17 protein-coding genes are annotated in these 15781 nt (G+C 76.0%); 15 read left to right on the top strand and 2 right to left on the bottom strand.

The genetic code is table 11. The features are described 5' to 3' along the window. Positions 1-84: 84 nt before the first annotated feature. The 15 genes from EDD39_RS27030 to EDD39_RS26965 all read left to right on the top strand — a co-directional run bounded on the left by EDD39_RS27030 (position 85) and on the right by EDD39_RS26965 (position 13758). Entirely contained in the window at positions 85-1059 is a 975-nt protein-coding gene (locus EDD39_RS27030) for a helix-turn-helix transcriptional regulator (RefSeq protein ID WP_030458367.1), read from the top strand. A gap of 26 nt (positions 1060-1085) precedes the next feature. Further along, complete coding sequence (locus tag EDD39_RS27025) at positions 1086-2012, top strand: helix-turn-helix transcriptional regulator (protein WP_162870290.1); 927 nt, start codon at positions 1086-1088, stop codon at positions 2010-2012. A 5-nt stretch (positions 2013-2017) separates the two neighbouring features. Then, positions 2018-2248, top strand: coding sequence for a CpXC domain-containing protein (locus tag EDD39_RS27020; protein ID WP_123561102.1), 231 nt, complete (start codon positions 2018-2020; stop codon positions 2246-2248). 12 nt (positions 2249-2260) lie between these two features. Continuing rightward, on the top strand, positions 2261-2416 hold the full coding sequence (locus tag EDD39_RS39860) for a hypothetical protein (protein WP_162870220.1): 156 nt from the start codon (positions 2261-2263) through the stop codon (positions 2414-2416). 141 nt (positions 2417-2557) lie between these two features. After that, positions 2558-2827, top strand: a complete 270-nt coding sequence (locus EDD39_RS27015; protein WP_123561100.1) for a twin-arginine translocase TatA/TatE family subunit — start codon at positions 2558-2560, stop codon at positions 2825-2827. 103 nt (positions 2828-2930) lie between these two features. After that, positions 2931-3827, top strand: a complete 897-nt coding sequence (tatC, locus tag EDD39_RS27010) for a twin-arginine translocase subunit TatC (RefSeq protein ID WP_123561098.1) — start codon at positions 2931-2933, stop codon at positions 3825-3827. Between the two features lie 176 nt (positions 3828-4003). After that, on the top strand, positions 4004-5161 hold the full coding sequence (locus EDD39_RS27005) for an NAD(P)/FAD-dependent oxidoreductase (protein WP_123561096.1): 1158 nt from the start codon (positions 4004-4006) through the stop codon (positions 5159-5161). 46 nt (positions 5162-5207) lie between these two features. After that, complete coding sequence (locus EDD39_RS27000) at positions 5208-5516, top strand: (2Fe-2S)-binding protein (protein ID WP_030458372.1); 309 nt, start codon at positions 5208-5210, stop codon at positions 5514-5516. Further along, positions 5497-6951: an NAD(P)/FAD-dependent oxidoreductase gene (locus EDD39_RS42250; RefSeq protein WP_123561094.1), complete on the top strand. Its 1455-nt coding sequence runs from the start codon at positions 5497-5499 to the stop codon at positions 6949-6951. The genes EDD39_RS27000 and EDD39_RS42250 overlap by 20 nt, the downstream gene beginning before the upstream one ends. Positions 6952-7491: 540 nt before the next feature. After that, positions 7492-8355 carry a dihydrodipicolinate synthase family protein gene (locus tag EDD39_RS26990; protein WP_244257414.1) on the top strand — a complete coding sequence of 288 codons (864 nt, stop codon included), beginning with the start codon at positions 7492-7494 and terminating at the stop codon, positions 8353-8355. Between the two features lie 97 nt (positions 8356-8452). Further along, positions 8453-9460, top strand: coding sequence for a proline racemase family protein (locus EDD39_RS26985; RefSeq protein WP_123561089.1), 1008 nt, complete (start codon positions 8453-8455; stop codon positions 9458-9460). A 55-nt stretch (positions 9461-9515) separates the two neighbouring features. Continuing rightward, on the top strand, positions 9516-10895 hold the full coding sequence (locus tag EDD39_RS26980) for an aldehyde dehydrogenase family protein (RefSeq protein ID WP_123561087.1): 1380 nt from the start codon (positions 9516-9518) through the stop codon (positions 10893-10895). Beyond that, positions 10895-11944: a proline racemase family protein gene (locus EDD39_RS26975; RefSeq protein ID WP_123561085.1), complete on the top strand. Its 1050-nt coding sequence runs from the start codon at positions 10895-10897 to the stop codon at positions 11942-11944. Before EDD39_RS26980 ends, EDD39_RS26975 begins: the two co-directional genes overlap by 1 nt. Then, positions 11941-12846, top strand: a complete 906-nt coding sequence (locus EDD39_RS26970; RefSeq protein WP_123561083.1) for an ornithine cyclodeaminase family protein — start codon at positions 11941-11943, stop codon at positions 12844-12846. Before EDD39_RS26975 ends, EDD39_RS26970 begins: the two co-directional genes overlap by 4 nt. A 192-nt stretch (positions 12847-13038) precedes the next feature. Further along, positions 13039-13758: a GntR family transcriptional regulator gene (locus EDD39_RS26965; protein ID WP_123561081.1), complete on the top strand. Its 720-nt coding sequence runs from the start codon at positions 13039-13041 to the stop codon at positions 13756-13758. Between the two features lie 85 nt (positions 13759-13843). On the opposite strand, the gene EDD39_RS26960 is transcribed toward EDD39_RS26965, so the two are convergent. Both EDD39_RS26960 and EDD39_RS26955 read right to left on the bottom strand, forming a co-directional pair. After that, entirely contained in the window at positions 13844-14551 is a 708-nt protein-coding gene (locus EDD39_RS26960; RefSeq protein ID WP_123561079.1) for an ABC transporter ATP-binding protein, read from the bottom strand. A 29-nt stretch (positions 14552-14580) separates the two neighbouring features. Continuing rightward, entirely contained in the window at positions 14581-15582 is a 1002-nt protein-coding gene (locus EDD39_RS26955; protein WP_425269765.1) for an FtsX-like permease family protein, read from the bottom strand. Positions 15583-15781: the final 199 nt, after the last annotated feature.

Below are 15781 nucleotides of genomic sequence, written 5' to 3'. Positions count from 1 at the left end.
AGGAGCCGGGGGTGCGGCTTTCTCTGAACGTGCCCGTACCGGTACGGTCAGGCAGGTCACCCCCGATCGGAGGAAGGGTCAGCGATGGCGATCGCCAAGGCAGAGCGGCTGATGAACCTAGCCCTGTGCCTGATGAACACCCGGCGTCCGCTCTCCAAGAAAGAGCTGCGCGAGTCCGTCGAGGCGTACCGGGAGGCCTGGCAGCAGGGCTCCGAGGACGCCTTCAACCGGATGTTCGAGCGCGACAAGGACGACCTGCGGGAACTCGGCCTGATCATCGACGTGGACGAGAACGCGCTCGACGGCGAGGTCGGCTACCTCGCCCGCCGCGACCGCAACCGCCTCCCGGAGATCGCGCTGGACGCGGAGGAGGCCGCCGCGCTGGCGCTGGCCGCCCGGGTCTGGCAGCAGGCCAAGATGTCCGGCGCCGCCAGCGGCGCGCTGCAGAAGCTGCGCGCGGCCGGCGTCCCGTTCGCCGAGGAGCGCGAGCACGGCGCGCTGGAGCCGCGGATCCCCGGCCGGGAGGCCGCGTTCGAGCCGCTGCTCACCGCCGCCCGGGACCGCCGCCCGGTCACCTTCGACTACCGCAAGGCCGGCGCCGCCACCGCCGGGCCGCGCTCGGTGGAGCCCTGGGCGCTGGAGTGCTGGCGCGGCCACTGGTACCTGGCCGGCTACGACCGCGACCGCGGCTCGGCCCGGGTGTTCCGGCTCTCCCGGATCACCGGCAAGGTCCGCTCCCGGGCCGGCGCGTTCACCGGCGAGGTGCCCGAGCACGTGGACGTCCGGGCCGTGGTCGCCCGGTTCGCCGGCGAGGGCGCCACCGCGGTCGCCACCGTCAAGGTGCGCTCCGGCGCCGCCTACCCGGTGCGCCAGCGCGCCCTGGAGACCCGGCCGGTGGACGCCGACTGGGACGAGCTGGACATCCCGTACGGCAACGGCCTGGGCGCCGATCTGGCCGAGTACGGCCCCGACGTCATCGTGATCGGCCCCGAGGACCTGCGGGCCGACGTCATCGACCGGCTGCGCGCCGTCGCCGGCCTCGCGGAGGTTTCCCAGTGAGCAATGCGATCGACCAGACGCGCCGGATGCTGTCGCTGGTCACCTACCTGCGCGAGCGGCCCGGGGCCGAAGTGGCCGAGGTGGCACGGGCGTTCGGGATCACCGAGCGGGAACTGATCGGCGACCTCAACGTGCTGCCGATGTGCGGCACCTCCTTCCGCGGCGGCGACCTGCTCGACATCGACACCGACGGCGAGCGGATCTGGTGGCACAACGTGGACGACGTCGCCCAGCCGCTGCGGCTGGCCGCCGACGAGGCCACCGCGCTGCTGGTCGCCGCCCGCGCGGTGGCCGGGCTGCCCGGGCTGCGCGAGCGCGACCGGCAGGCGCTCACCCGGGCCGTCGCCAAGATCGAGGACGCGGCCGGCGAGAGCGCCGAGTCCGCGGCCCGGGTCGGCGTCACCTTCGAGGCCGAGGGCACCGTCTTCGCCGACATCGACCGCGCGCTCAGCGAGGGCCGGCTGATCTGGCTGCGCTACTGGTCGCACGGCCGCGGTGAGCTGACCGAGCGCGAGGTCGACCCGATCCGGCTGGTCACCGAGGGCCACACCTACCTCGAGGGCTGGTGCCGCACCTCCGAGGACCGGCGCACCTTCCGGCTCGACCGGATCGCCGAGATCAAGGTGCTCGACGAGCCCGCCAACCCGCCCCGCCTGCAGCCCCGCGACCTGTCCGCCGGGCTGGTCGCCCCCACCGCCGACGACCCGGAGGTGGTGGTCGAGGTCGGCCCCGGCGGCCGCTGGGTCGCCGAGTACTACACCCACGACAGCGCCGAGGAACTCCCCGACGGCGGCCTGCGGATCACCCTGCGCTCCGCGGAGCCGTCCGGCCTGCGCACCCTGGCCCTGCGGCTGGGCCGGGACGGCCGGATCACCGCCCCCGCCCGGCTCGCCGAACAGGCCCGCACCGCCGCGCTGGCCGCGCTGGAGCACTACCGGGACGGACAGGTCTGAACCACGTGGCCGACGGCACCAGATTCAAGGTGTACTGCTCGCAGTGCCGGGAGAAGGTCGAACTCCCGGCCCCCGAGTTCCGGTTGGCGCTCGGCGCCAGCAAGGAGCGCACCTTCTACAGCTTCACCTGCCCGGCCTGCGGAGCGGTCGTCCGCAAGATCGCCGGGGAGAAGATCGTCGCCGCGCTCACCGAGGCCGGCGTGCACGCCATGCGGCTGCTGCCGATGGACGGATAGGAAGGCCCGCACGTGAACTGGACCCTGGTCGGGGCCGTCCTGCTCTCCACCGCGGGCCTGCTGGTGCTCGGCGTGCTCGCGCTGCGGCTGTGGCTGGACGTCCGGGCGCTGGCCCGCGAGGTGGAGGGCGCGGTCGGCGCGCTGCAGCGGGCGGGCGAGGGCGGCTGAGAGCGGGGGAGGACCGGTACCCGATCGTTGGGTACCGGGTTCCCGCGGCGACACTCCGAGCGGCTACCATCGCCCGCAGAGGGGGAGCCCTGCCTCCCGGACCTCCCGGACCTCCCGGACAAGGAAGGCGGTGCTCCGGAGATGCGTCTCCTTTCGCCCGGCTCGTTGCTGCTGATCACGGTGTTCGCGGTGCTGCTGTTCGGCGGCAAGCGGCTGCCGGACGCGGCGCGGGCGCTGGGCCGGTCGCTGCGGATCCTCAAGAGCGAGGGCAAGGCGCTGCGCCGGGAGTTCGACTCCGGCCGGCAGGCGTCGGCCGCCCCCGCCCCCGCCCCGGCCGCGCGGCCCGCCGCCGAACCGGACCGGGTGGTCAAGGCCGCCCCGGGCGCGTCCCGCACCGACCGGGCCGCCTGAACACTCACGTCGGGCTCCCGCACCACTCCGACTACGACGAGCGCACGATTCGAGGACCGGGTTGAGCAAGACGACCAAGGCGGCCAAGGACCCTGAGGGGCGGATGGCGCTCGCCGACCATCTCCGCGAACTGCGCAACCGGCTGGTCAAGTCGCTGCTGGCGATCATCGTCTTCACGATCGTCGCGGCGTTCTACCACAAGGCCCTGCTGGACTTCCTGATCAAGCCGCTGCCCGCCTGCAACCCGGACGGCACGCTGCCGGACGGGCTGAAGCACTGCGCGGAGATCTCCAACATCGGCCTGACCACCCCGTTCACCGTGATGCTGAAGGTCAGCCTCACGGCCGGCGCGGTGGCCGCCACCCCGGTCTGGCTGTACCAGCTGTGGAAGTTCGTCTCGCCGGGCCTGCACCAGCACGAGAAGCGCTACTCGGTGACGTTCCTGCTGGTCGGCACCCCGCTGTTCCTGGCCGGCGCGGTGCTCGCGTACGTGGTGATGCCGCTGACCGCGGAGATGCTGATCAGCTTCACCGCGGACGGCGTCAAGTCGATCGTGCCGGTGGAGACCTACCTGGACCTGATCACCCGCATGGTGCTGGTGTTCGGCGCGGGCTTCGAACTGCCGCTGTTCCTGGTGATGCTGAACCTGGTCGGGGTGCTCAGCGGCAAGCGGCTGCTCGGCTGGTGGCGCGCCATGGTCATGGGCATCACGGTGTTCGCGGCCTTCGCCACCCCGTCCACCGACCCGCTGTCGATGCTGGCGCTGGCCGCGCCGATCTGGGCGCTGTACTTCCTGGCGGCCGGGGTCGCGCTGCTCAACGACAAGCGCAAGGCCGCCCGCAACCCCGACGCCGGGCTGAGCGACGAGGAGGCCTCGCACGTCGACCTGACGGTCGAGGGCGTGGCGGACGCCGAGTCGGTCGGCGGGGTCGAGGCGGTGGAGGCCCCGGCGCCGGTCCCGGCCGCGCGCCGCGACCAGATCGACGACGACATCACCTGATGAGCCGACTGCCCGTCGAGGCGGTGGACGGCCCCGGACCCTGTGGTCCGGGGCCGTCCGGCGTTCCGGGGCTTCCGGGCTTCCGAAGCTTCCGGCCTTCCGGGTTTTCTGGTGGGGGGTGATCGGTGCTGGTGGGGTGCTTGCCCGGGGTTCGAACCATGTGACATATTACTGAGGTGCTCAAGCGAAACCCCTACGACGTCGTGGTGGTCGGGGCCGGCGTGGTCGGCGCCGCCTGCGCCTACTACGCCGCCCGGTCCGGCCTGAAGGTCGCCGTGGTGGACCGCGGGCCGGTGGCCGGCGGGACCACCGGCGCCGGCGAGGGCAACCTGCTGGTCTCCGACAAGGAACCCGGCCCGGAACTCGACCTCGCCCTGCTCTCCGCCGGCCTGTGGCGCGAACTCGCCGCCGAACTCGGCGACCGCGTCGAGTACGAGCCCAAGGGCGGCCTGGTGGTCGCCACCGCCCCCGCCGGACTCGACCTGCTGCACGGCTTCGCCGCCGCCCAGCGCGCCGCCGGCGTCGAGGCCGTCCCGGTCGCCGCCGACGAACTGCGCGACCTCGAACCGCACCTGGCCGAGGACCTGCCCGGCGGCTACCTGTACCCGCAGGACGCCCAGGTGCAGCCCGCCCTGGCCGCCGCCCACCTGCTGCGCGCCGCCGGCGCCGACCGGTACCTCGGCGAGGCCGTCACCGCACTGCTGCGCGGCCCCGGCGGCGCCGTCACCGGCGTGGTCACCGGACGCCGCGAGATCGCCGCGCCCGCCGTGGTCAACGCCGCCGGCACCTGGGGCGGCGAACTCGCCGCGCTGGCCGGGGTCCGGCTGCCGGTGCTGCCCCGGCGCGGCTTCGTGCTGGTCACCGAACCGCTGCCGCGGATCGTCCGGCACAAGGTCTACGCCGCCGACTACGTCGCCGACGTCGCCTCCGGCTCGGCCGACCTGCAGTCCTCCGCCGTGGTCGAGGGCACCCCCGCCGGGCCGGTGCTGATCGGCGCCAGCCGCGAACGGGTCGGCTTCGACCGCACCCTCGCCCCCGAGGTGCTGCACCGGCTCGCCGCCCAGGCCGCCGCGCTCTTCCCGGTGCTGCGCACCGTCCAGGTGCAGCGCTGCTACCGCGGCTTCCGCCCCTACCTGCCCGACCACCTGCCCGCCCTCGGCCGCGACGCCCGGGTGCCCGGGCTCTACCACGCCTGCGGGCACGAGGGCGCGGGCATCGGGCTGGCGCCCGCCACCGGGCTGCTGATCAGCCGCCAGCTCACCGGGGCCGACCCCGGGCCGGACCTGACGCCGTTCCGGCCGGAGCGGTTCGGGGACGGGGAGGGCGGGCGTTGAGAGGACCGGTGCGGTGCCGCACACGTCGTGGAGGAGAGGAGTAGCCGTGGACCCGCTCGACCTGGTGGGCGCCGAACCCGGACCCGCCCGCACCATCCTGTTCGACGGCCGGCCGGTGCCCGCGCTGCCCGGGCAGACGCTGGCCGCCGCGCTGTGGGCCGACGGCGTGCTCGCCTGGCGCACCACCCGGAACGGGGGGCGCCCGCGCGGCGCGTTCTGCGGGATCGGCCAGTGCTTCGACTGCCTGGCCACCGTCAACGGCCGCCCCAACCAGCGCCTGTGCCTGCTGCCCGCCGAACCCGGCGACACCGTCACCACCCAGGAGGGGCACGGCCATGCCGACCTCGAAGTCTGAGCCGGGCGCCGGCCGCGCGGGCGTGTACGACCTCGCGGTGATCGGCGCCGGCCCCGCCGGACTGGCCGCCGCCGACACCGCCGCCGCACTCGGCCTGCGGGTCGCGCTGCTGGACGCCGGGAGCCGCCCCGGCGGCCAGTACTACCGGCACCCCGCACCGGAGCTCGGCGCGGCCCGGCCGGAGAAGCTGCACCACGGCTGGACGGCGTTCGCCCGGCTGCGCGCGCGGCTGGCGGCCTCGCCGCTGGTCGACCACCTGCCGGGCCACCACGTGTGGGCGGCCGAGGCGGGCGTCCCCGGCGACGAGCGGCGGCCCTGGCGCCTGCACGCCACCCGCGGCCCCGGGGCCGGCGACCGGGCCACCGTCCTGGCCCGCGCCGCCCTGCTGGCCACCGGCGCCTACGAGCGGCACCTGCCCTTCCCCGGCTGGACGCTGCCCGGCGTGGTCACCGCGGGCGGCGCGCAGGCGATGCTCAAGTCCTCCCTGGTGCTGCCCGGCCGCCGGATCGTGGTGGCCGGCAGCGGCCCGCTGCTGCTGGCCGCCGCCTCCTCGCTGGTCGCGGCCGGGGCGGAGGTCCCCGCGATCGTCGAGGCCACCTCGTACCTCGGCTACGCCCGCGGGCTGCCGGTCCTGACCGGCAACCCCGGCAAGCTCGCCGAGGGCACCGCGCACGGGGCACGGCTGCTGCGCCACGGGGTGCGGCTGCGCCGGAGCAGCGCGGTGGTCGAGGCGCACGGCACCGACCGGGTCACCGCCGTCACGGTCGCCCGGCTCGACGCCCGCTGGAAACCGGTGCCCGGCAGCGAACGGCGGATCGCCTGCGACGCGGTGGCGATCGGGCACGGGCTGGTGCCGCAGATCGAACTGGCCGCCGAGCTGGGCGCCGAGACGGTCACCGGGCCGGACGGCGCGGTCGCCCTGAAGGTCGACGCCCGGCAGCGCACCAGCGTGCCCGGGCTGTGGGCGGCGGGGGAGACCTGCGGGGTCGGCGGCGCGGACCTGGCGCTGGCCGAAGGCGTGCTGGCCGCCCGGGCGGTCGCCGGACGCCCGGACGGGGGACGGGAGGTGGCCGTCCGGCGGCGGCGGCGCGCGTTCGCCGCGCTGATGGCCGCCGCGCACGCGCCCGGGCCGGACTGGACCGGCTGGGTCACCGACGACACCGACGTCTGCCGGTGCGAGGAGGTCCCGGCCCGGGAGATCCGGGCGGCCGTCGCGGAACTCGGCGCCGGGGACGCCCGGACGGTCAAGCTGCTCACCCGGGCCGGCATGGGCTGGTGCCAGGGCCGGATGTGCGGGCCCGCGGTGGCCTGCCTGTCCGGTGGCGGCGGTGCGGCGGGGCGGCCGGACAGCCGGCCGCTGTCCTGCCCGGTGCCGCTGGCGCAACTGGCGGAGCCGGTGCGGTCGGTGGAGCAGCCGGGGCCGGGGCCGGACTAGCGGGCGGCGGCCGGGGCGGCCGAGTCGGGCCGGTGCCGGGGAGGGCGGTTGCCGTCGTCGGTGCGGGGCCGGGCGCTTCGGCCGGTCGGCGGCGGGGGCCGGTCCTTCCGGCGCGGGGCCGGGATCGGGCTGCTTCGGTCGGGGCGGTCGGGGCGGTCGGGAAGGGCTGGTGTCGGGGTTGTCCCCGGCGCGGGGCCGAGTCGGGCGCTTTGGTCGGCTGGCCGGGTCGGTGCCGGGGGCCTCTCCGGCGGGGGCCGGGGCCGGGTGGCTCGGCAGGCCGGTCGGCAGTGCGCGGCCGGTGCCGGGGGCGGGGCGGGTTGCCGTCTTCGGTGGGTAAGTCGGGCTCCGGGCCCGCCTGTTGGCGGGCCGGGGCCGGGAAGGTTTTCGGTCGGCCCGTCGGGAGGCGGGTGCCGGATCGACTCGGGCGGCGGGTCCCCTTGTGGAGCCGCGTCGCCCACTTGTAAAATGTCACACATCATATCAAGGGAGATCCCCGTGACCCGCACCCCGCACGACCCCGCCCGTCCCTGGCGCGGCATCATGGTCGCCACCACCCTGCCCTTCCGTGACGACCTCACGGTGGACTACGACGCCTACGCCGAGCACGTCCGCTGGCTGATCGACAACGGCTGCGACGGCGTCGTCCCCAACGGCTCCCTCGGCGAGTACCAGACCCTGACGCCCGAGGAGCGCGCCAAGGTCGTCACGACCGCGGTCGAGGCGGCCGGTGACGGGGCCCGGGTGATGCCCGGGGTGGCCGCCTACGGCAGTGCCGAGTCGCGGCGCTGGGCCGAGCAGGCCGCCGAGGCGGGGGCCGGGTCGGTGCTGCTGCTCCCGCCGAACGCCTACCGGGCCGACCAGGCCGCGGTGCGGGCCCACTACGCCGAGGTGGCGCGGGTCGGGGTGCCGGTCGTCGCGTACAACAACCCGATCGACACCAAGGTCGACCTGGTGCCCGCGCTGCTCGCCCAACTGCACGCGGACGGCTCGATCGTGGCGGTCAAGGAGTTCTCCGGCGACGTCCGCCGGGCGTACGAGATCGGTGAGCTGGCGCCCGGGCTGGACCTGCTGATCGGGGCCGACGACGTGCTGCTGGAGCTGGCGGTCGCGGGCGCGGTCGGCTGGATCGCGGGTTACCCGAACGCGCTGCCCGCGACCTGCGCCGAGCTGTACCACGCCGCCGTCTCCGGCGACCTGGCCACCGCCGTGCCGCTCTACAGGTCGCTGCACCCGCTGCTGCGCTGGGACTCCAAGACCGAGTTCGTCCAGTCGATCAAGCTCTCGATGGACATCGCCGGCCGCCCCGGCGGCCCGACCCGCGCCCCGCGCCTGCCGCTCGTCCCGGAGATCGAGGCCGCGGTGCGCGCCGCGACCGGGAAGGCGCTCGCCGAGGGCCACAAGTAGCCGTCGCCGCACGGCGGTCCGGGCCGGACCCGGGGGGATCCGGCCCGGACCGCCGCAGGCCAGGACCCGTTGTCAGCCGACTGGAGAGAGCACCGCGATGCGGACCCGTCACGTCTTCCACGCCGTCGACTCGCACACCGAGGGCATGCCCACCCGGGTGATCACCGGGGGGTTCGGCACCGTCCCCGGCGCCACCATGGCCGAACGGCGCACCCACTTCCAGCAGCACCTCGACGCGTTCCGCACGCTGCTGATGTGCGAACCGCGCGGCCACTCCGCGATGAGCGGCGCGATCCTGCAGCCGCCGACCCGGCCGGACGCCGACTTCGGGGTGCTGTACATCGAGGTCTCCGGGCTGCTGCCGATGTGCGGCCACGGCACCATCGGCGTGGCCACCGTGCTGGTGGAGACCGGCATGGTGCCGGTGGTCGAACCCGTCACCACGGTGCGGCTGGACACCCCCGCCGGGCTGGTGGTCGCCGAGGTCGCGGTGCAGGACGGCGCGGCGGTCGGCGTCACCATCCGCAACGTGCCCTCGTACGCGGTCGCGCTGGAGCGGAAGCTGGAGGTGCCCGGGTACGGGACGGTCACCTACGACCTCGCGTACGGCGGCAACTACTACGCGATCCTGCCGCTGGAGCAGTTCGGCCTGCCGTTCGAACGCGGGCGCAAGGACGAGATCCTGGCCGCCGGGCTGGCCATGATGGACGCCGTCAACGCCTCGGACGCGCACCGGCCGGTGCACCCCGAGGACCCGTCCATCCACGGCTGCCACCACGTCCAGCTGCTCGCGCCCGGCTCGGACGCGGTGCACTCCCGGCACGCGATGGCCATCCACCCCGGCTGGTTCGACCGCTCGCCCTGCGGGACGGGCACCTCGGCGCGGATGGCGCAGCTGCACGCGCGCGGCGAGCTGGCGGTCGGCGCCGAGTTCCGCAACGACTCCTTCATCGGGACGACCTTCACCGGCCGCCTGGTCGAGGAGACCACCGTCGCCGGACTGCCCGCCGTCGTCCCCACCGTCACCGGCCGGGCCTGGGTGACCGGCACCGCGCAGTACTTCCTCGACCCGACGGACCCGTTCCCGGCGGGCTTCCTGCTGTAGCGCCGCCGGACCGCCCCGGACCCGTCAACCATCCCTCTGTGAAAGGCCCTTGAGCATGAGCACCATCGACTCGTACAACCCCGCCGACCCCGACGACCTGGTCGCCTCGGTGCCGGCGGCGGGGACCGCCGAGGTCGCGGCGGCGATCGCGGGGGCCCGGGAGGCGCAGCGCGGGTGGTGGGCGCTGGGGGCGGCCGGGCGTTCGCTGGCGCTGGGCCGGGCCGCGGCGGCGATCGAGGCGGCGGCCGAGGAACTGGTCGCGCTGGCGGTGCGCGAGGTCGGCAAGCCGGTGGCCGAGGCGCGCGGCGAGGTGGCCCGGACGGCGGCGATCTGGCGCTACTACGCGCAGGCGCCGTTCGCCCCCGCCGGGGAGGTGCACGAGCCCGCCGCCGGGCCGGGCCTGCTGCTGACCCGCCGCCGCCCGTACGGGGTGGCCGGGCTGATCACGCCGTGGAACTTCCCGCTGGCGATCCCGACCTGGAAGGCCGCGCCCGCGCTGGCCGTCGGCAACGCGGTGGTGCTCAAGCCGTCCTCGGAGGCGGTGGCCTGCGCGCTGCGGCTGGCCGAACTCGCGGGCCTGCCCGAGGGCGTGCTCACGGTGGTGCCGGGCGGCGCCGAGGCGGGGACGGCGCTGATCGACGGCGCGGACGTCGTCTCGTTCACCGGCTCGACCGGGGTCGGCCGCTCGGTGGTCGCCGGGGCGAGCGGGCGCGGCATCCCGGTGCAGGCCGAGATGGGCGGCCTGAACGCCGCCCTGGTGCTGCCGGACGCCGACATCGCGCAGGCCGCCGCGCACCTGGCGAACGCCATCGCCGGCTACGCGGGCCAGAAGTGCACCGCGACCAGCCGGGTGATCGCCGTCGGCGACGCCTACGAGCCGCTCGCCGAGGCCCTCGCCAAGGCCCTCGGGCAGACGCCCGCCGCCGACCCGGCCGCCCCGGCCACCGTCTGCGGCCCGGTGATCGGCGGGCCGGCGCTGGAACGGCTGACCGGGGCGATCGACACCGCCCGGGCGGGCGGCGCCACCGTGCTGGCCGGCGGCGCGCGGGCCGACCGGGCCGGCTGGTTCCTGGAGCCGACCCTGCTGGAGAACGTCCCCGCCGGGCACCCGCTGCTGACCGAGGAGTTCTTCGGCCCGCTCGCCGTGCTGCTGCCCGCCGCCGACCTGGACGCGGCGCTCGCGCTGGCCAACGACACCCGGCACAGCCTGTCCGCCTCCGTCCACTCGCGCAGCCTGGACGTGGCGCTGGCCGCCGCGGACCGGCTGGACGCGGGCATGATCCGGATCAACGCGCCCTCCAGCGGCGTCGACTTCCACCTGCCGTTCGGCGGCGCCAAGGGCGCCTCGTACGGCGCCCGCGAGCAGGGCCGGGCCGCGCTCGACTTCTACACCGCCGCGCGCACCGTCAGCGTGCTGCCCGCCGGGGAGTGCTGATGGACCGTCACCCCACCGCCCGCCGGGGCGGGGAGCTGATCAACCTGGTCTCCACCGTCGACTACCACACCGCGGGCGAGCCGTTCCGGATCGTCGTCGCGGGCCTGCCGCCGGTGCCCGGCGACACCGTCGCCGAACGCCGCTCGATCGCCATCGGCGCGGGCGGCCGGGCCACCGCGCCGCGGCCGAGCGCGCTGGACGACGTGCGCCGCCTGCTGACCCGGGAGCCGCGCGGGCACGCCGGCATGTACGGCGGGTTCGTGGTGCCGCCGGACGACGACGAGGCGCACCTCGGCGTGCTGTTCTGGCACAAGGACGGCTACTCGACCGCCTGCGGCCACGGCACCATGGCGCTCGGCGCGTGGGCCGTGGACACCGGCCTGGTCGCCGCCCCCGACGACGGCACCGCCCTGGTCCGCATCGACGTCCCCTCCGGCCGGGTCGGCGCCACCGTGCACCGCAGCGGCGGCCGCACCACCGCGGTCACCTTCCGCAACGTGCCGACCCGGGTGCTGGCCCGCGGGGTCGAGCTGGCCACCCCGCGCGGGACGCTCCGGGTCGACCTGGCGGACTCCGGGGCGGTCTACGCCTCGCTGCCCGCCGCCGCGCTCGGCCTGTCCGTCGTCCCCGACGAGCTCGCCGAACTCACCGCCGCCGGACGGGAGGTCCGCACCGCGCTGGAGGGCCACCGGGCGCTCGCCGGGCACCGCGACGGCGTCTACGGCGTCATCCTGTACGACGAGCTGCCCGACACGCCGTCCGGCCCGCACCAGCGCAACGTCACCGTCTTCGCCGACGGCCAGATCGACCGCTCCCCGTGCGGCTCCGGCACCTCCGCCCGGCTCGCCCTGCTCGCCGCCGAGGGCGCCATCGACCCCGGCCGCACGCTGCGCCACGACTCGGTCATCGGCACCGTCTTCACCGGCCGGGTCCGCGCCCCGCGGGCCGACGGCACCGTCACCGAGGTCACCGGCACCGCCCACCGCACCGGCGAGCACCGCTTCGTCCTCGACCCCGAGGACACCCTGGGCCCGGGGTTCCTGCTGTGACCGGCGGCCTCGCGCAGCTGCCGCTGACGCTCGGACCGGCCGAGGCGGTGGCGGCGCTGGAACGGGTGCTGCTGGGCGGGCTGGACGTGGAGGGGTGCCCGGCGCGGGTCGGGGTGGCGGTGCCGGCGGGGGAGCTGCTGCTGATGCCCGCGGCGGCCGGGGGCTTCGCGGGGGTGAAGGTCGCGGGGGTGGCGCCCGGGAACCCGGCGGTCGGACTGCCCCGGATCACCGGGTCCTACCTGCTGCTGGACGGGCCGACGCTGCAGCCGCTGGCACTGCTGGACGGGGCCGCGCTGACCGCGCTGCGGACGCCCGCGGTGACCGCGCTGGCGGTGCGGGCGCTGGCGGCGCCGGACGCCCGGGAACTGGTGGTGTTCGGTGCCGGGCCGCAGGCGGTCGGGCACCTGGCGGCGCTGCGGGCCGTGCTGCCCGCTCTGGAACGGGCCACCGTGGTGGCGCGGCGGCCGGGCCCGGCCGCCGAGGTGGCGGCGTACGCGGCCGGGCTGGGCCTGGCGGCGGCCGTCGGCGGTCCGGAGGCGGTGGCGGGGGCGGACGTGGTGGTGTGCTGCACGACCGCCCGCACCCCGCTGTTCGACGGCCGCCTGGTGCCGGACCGGGCGGTGGTCGCGGCGGTCGGCTCGCACGAGCCGGACGCCCGCGAGGTGGACGCCAGGCTGGTGGCGCGGGCCGACCTGTTCGTGGAGGCCCGGGAGGTCGCGCTGCGCGAGGCCGGGGACCTGCTGCTGGCGGGGGCCGGGGCGGAGCGGATGGCGAATCTGGCGGAACTGGTCACGGGCCGGGCCGCCGTCCGCCATGATCGTCCCAGGTTCTTCAAGAGCGTCGGGATGGCGTGGCAGGATCTGGCGGTGGCGGCGGCGCAGTACGCGTCGGCCGGGAGGTAGGGCGCCGCGACGGGGGTCCGGGGGACGGGGACGCGGGGCCGAGGCCGGGTCGGGGTCCGGGTCGGGGTCCGGGCACGGGGACGGAAGGCTGGGACCCGGGGACACGGACAGCGACAGCCGCACGCAGGGCATTCACTCTCCGCAACGTGACATTGTACAATGGGGCCCTGTTTGAACCTCCGGAGGAACACCATGGCCGACCTCAAGCCCCGCAACCTCATCTCCGTCCAGGAGCGGCTGCGCGACCAGGTCGCCCACGCCCTGCGTGCGGCACTCATCTCCGGTGAGCTGCGCCCCGGGGTGGTCTACTCCGCCCCGACGCTGGCCGCCGACTTCGGGGTCTCCGCCACCCCCGTCCGCGAGGCGATGCTCGACCTGGCCCGCGAGGGCCTGGTCGAGGCCGTCCGCAACAAGGGCTTCCGGGTCACCGAGCTCTCCGACCGGGACCTCGACGAGTTCACCGAGATCCGCGCGCTGATCGAGGTCCCCACCGTCGGCCAGGTCGCCCGGACCGCCACCGCCGAACAGCTAGAGGCGCTGCGCCCGCAGGCCGCGGCGATCGTCGAGGCCGCCCGCAAGCACGACCTGATCGGCTACCTGGAGGCCGACCGCCAGTTCCACCTCGACCTGCTCGCGCTGGCCGGCAACGCCCGCCTGGTCGAGACCGTCGGCGACCTGCGCAAGCGCTCCCGGCTGTACGGCCTCAACCGGCTCGACCAGCAGGGCGAACTGGTCAGCTCCGCCGAGGAGCACCTGGAACTGCTGGACGTGCTGCTGACCGGCGACGCCGCCGCCGCCGAAGCCTGCATGACCCGGCACCTCGGCCACATCCGCCACCTGTGGGCGGCCGGCGGCAAGCCCGCCGACGGGCCCGCCGAGCCGGAGAGCGCGCTGCGGCTGCCGGCCCGCTGACGACCCGACGGACCGTCAGCTGGTCGACAGCGGGCGGTCAGCGGGCCGGGTGCTCGGCGGGCCGGGTGCTCGGCGGGCCGGGCGGTCAGGCGCGCAGGCGGCCGTCCTGCATGGTCAGGACGCGGTCGGCGCGGCCCAGCAGCTCGCGGTCGTGGGTGACCATCACGGTGGCGGTGCGGTGGGTGCGGGTCACCTCGGCGAGCAGGTCGACCACCTGGGCGCCGCGCTCGTGGTCCAGGGCCGAGGTCGGCTCGTCCACCAGCAGGACGGACGGGCTGCCGAACAGGGCGCGGGCGATGTTCACCCGCTGGCGCTCGCCGCCCGACAGCTGGTGCGGGCGGCGGCGCTGCTTGGCGCCCGCCAGGCCGACCGACTCCAGCAGCTCCTCGGCCCGGGTGCGGGCCCGGGCCGGGCGGCGGCCGCGCACCGACTCCAGGACCAGCAGCTGCTCGACGGCGGTCAGCGAGGCCAGCAGGTTCGACTGCTGGAAGACGATCCCCAGGCGCTCGCGGCGCAGCGCGGTGCGCTCGCGCTCGTCCAGCGCGCCCGCGTCCACGCCGTCGACCAGCACCTCGCCGCGGTCCGGGCGCAGCAGCGTCGCCGCGACCGCCAGCAGGCTGGACTTGCCGGAGCCGGACGGCCCCGCGATGGCGGTGAACTCGCCTGGAGCGACGGCCAGTTCGACCTCGTCCAGGGCGATCAGCCGGCTCTCGCCGTCCGGATAGCCGAGCGTCACGCCGCGCAGCGCGAGGCCGGTGCGCAGGTCGGTTCCGGCGGTCGGGGTGGTGGTCATGGCAGGGCCTTCCGGGGTGGGGTGGGTGGTCATCGGTTGGCGCCCAGCGCCGCCAGCGGGTCGACCGCGGTGATCCGGCGCACCGCGAGGGCCGCGCCCAGCAGGCCCAGCAGCACCATCGCGCCGACCGGCACGGCGACGGTCAGGACGCCCACGTCGAACGGCACCGCGGCCGACGCGAACGCCCCGCCGGCCGCGCCCAGCGCCCCGCCCAGCAGCGCGCCCGCCAGCAGCACGGCCGCCGCCTGGGCCAGCGCGTCGCGCACCAGGTAGCCGCTGGACGCGCCGACCGCCTTCAGCACCGCGATGTCCGGGCGGCGCTGCACCGTCCACACCGTGAAGAACGCGCCCACCACCAGGGCGCTCACCGCGAACAGGAAGCCCTGGATCAGCTGCAGGCTGCCCTGCTCGGCCGCGTACCCGTTGATGCCGGACAGCGCGTCGCCCAGCGACACCGCCCGCAGGTCGGCGGGCAGGCCGTGCGGGGTGCCGCGGACCGCGAGCGCGGTGGGCTGGTGCTGGCCGGAGACCCGCTGCCAGGTCTCCGGGGTGGTCCACACGCTCGGGGCGTGCGAGAGCGAACGCTCGGCGGTGACCGCCGAGACCGTCAACTCCTGCGCGCCGACGCTCACCCGGCTGCCGGGGGAGAGGTGGTACTCGGCGGCCAGGCCGGTGCCGACCGCGAGCTGGCCGTCCGCCGGGGCCGCGCCCCGCACCAGCGGCGGCAGCAGCTCCGGGTCGGTGCCCAGCACGCTCACCGAGGCCGCGCCGCCGCCCGCCGTCAACCGCGACATCGCCACCCCCAGCGGGTGCACCGCCCCCGCCCCCGCCGCCGCCACCGCGTCCCGCTGGGCCGGCGAGACCGTGCTGGACGCGAACGACACCTCCGCCTGCGCACCCGCCGGCGCACCGAACACCACGCCGTCCGCCGGGAGTTCGGCGATCGTCGAGGACGCCGCCGAGGCCAGGCCGCCGGTCAGGCCGTACAGGAACACCACCAGGGTCGTGATCAGGGTGACCACCGCTCCCATCAGGGCGAACCGCCCACGGGCGAAACGGATGTCACGCAAAGCGACGAACACGGGAGACCTTTCGGAGGGACACCGGAGCAGACCACCCCAGACTCGCCCGCACCGGCCCCGCTGCCATCGGGGAGACGGACGGAGTGCGCACCCGTCGAGAGGTGCAGCCGGAAATCCATCGAACGGTTGATGCCGCGCCACCGCCCGC

It is taken from the genome of Kitasatospora cineracea (assembly GCF_003751605.1).
GTDB lineage: Bacteria > Actinomycetota > Actinomycetes > Streptomycetales > Streptomycetaceae > Kitasatospora > Kitasatospora cineracea.
This window is presented reverse-complemented; position numbering and strand designations above follow the sequence as displayed.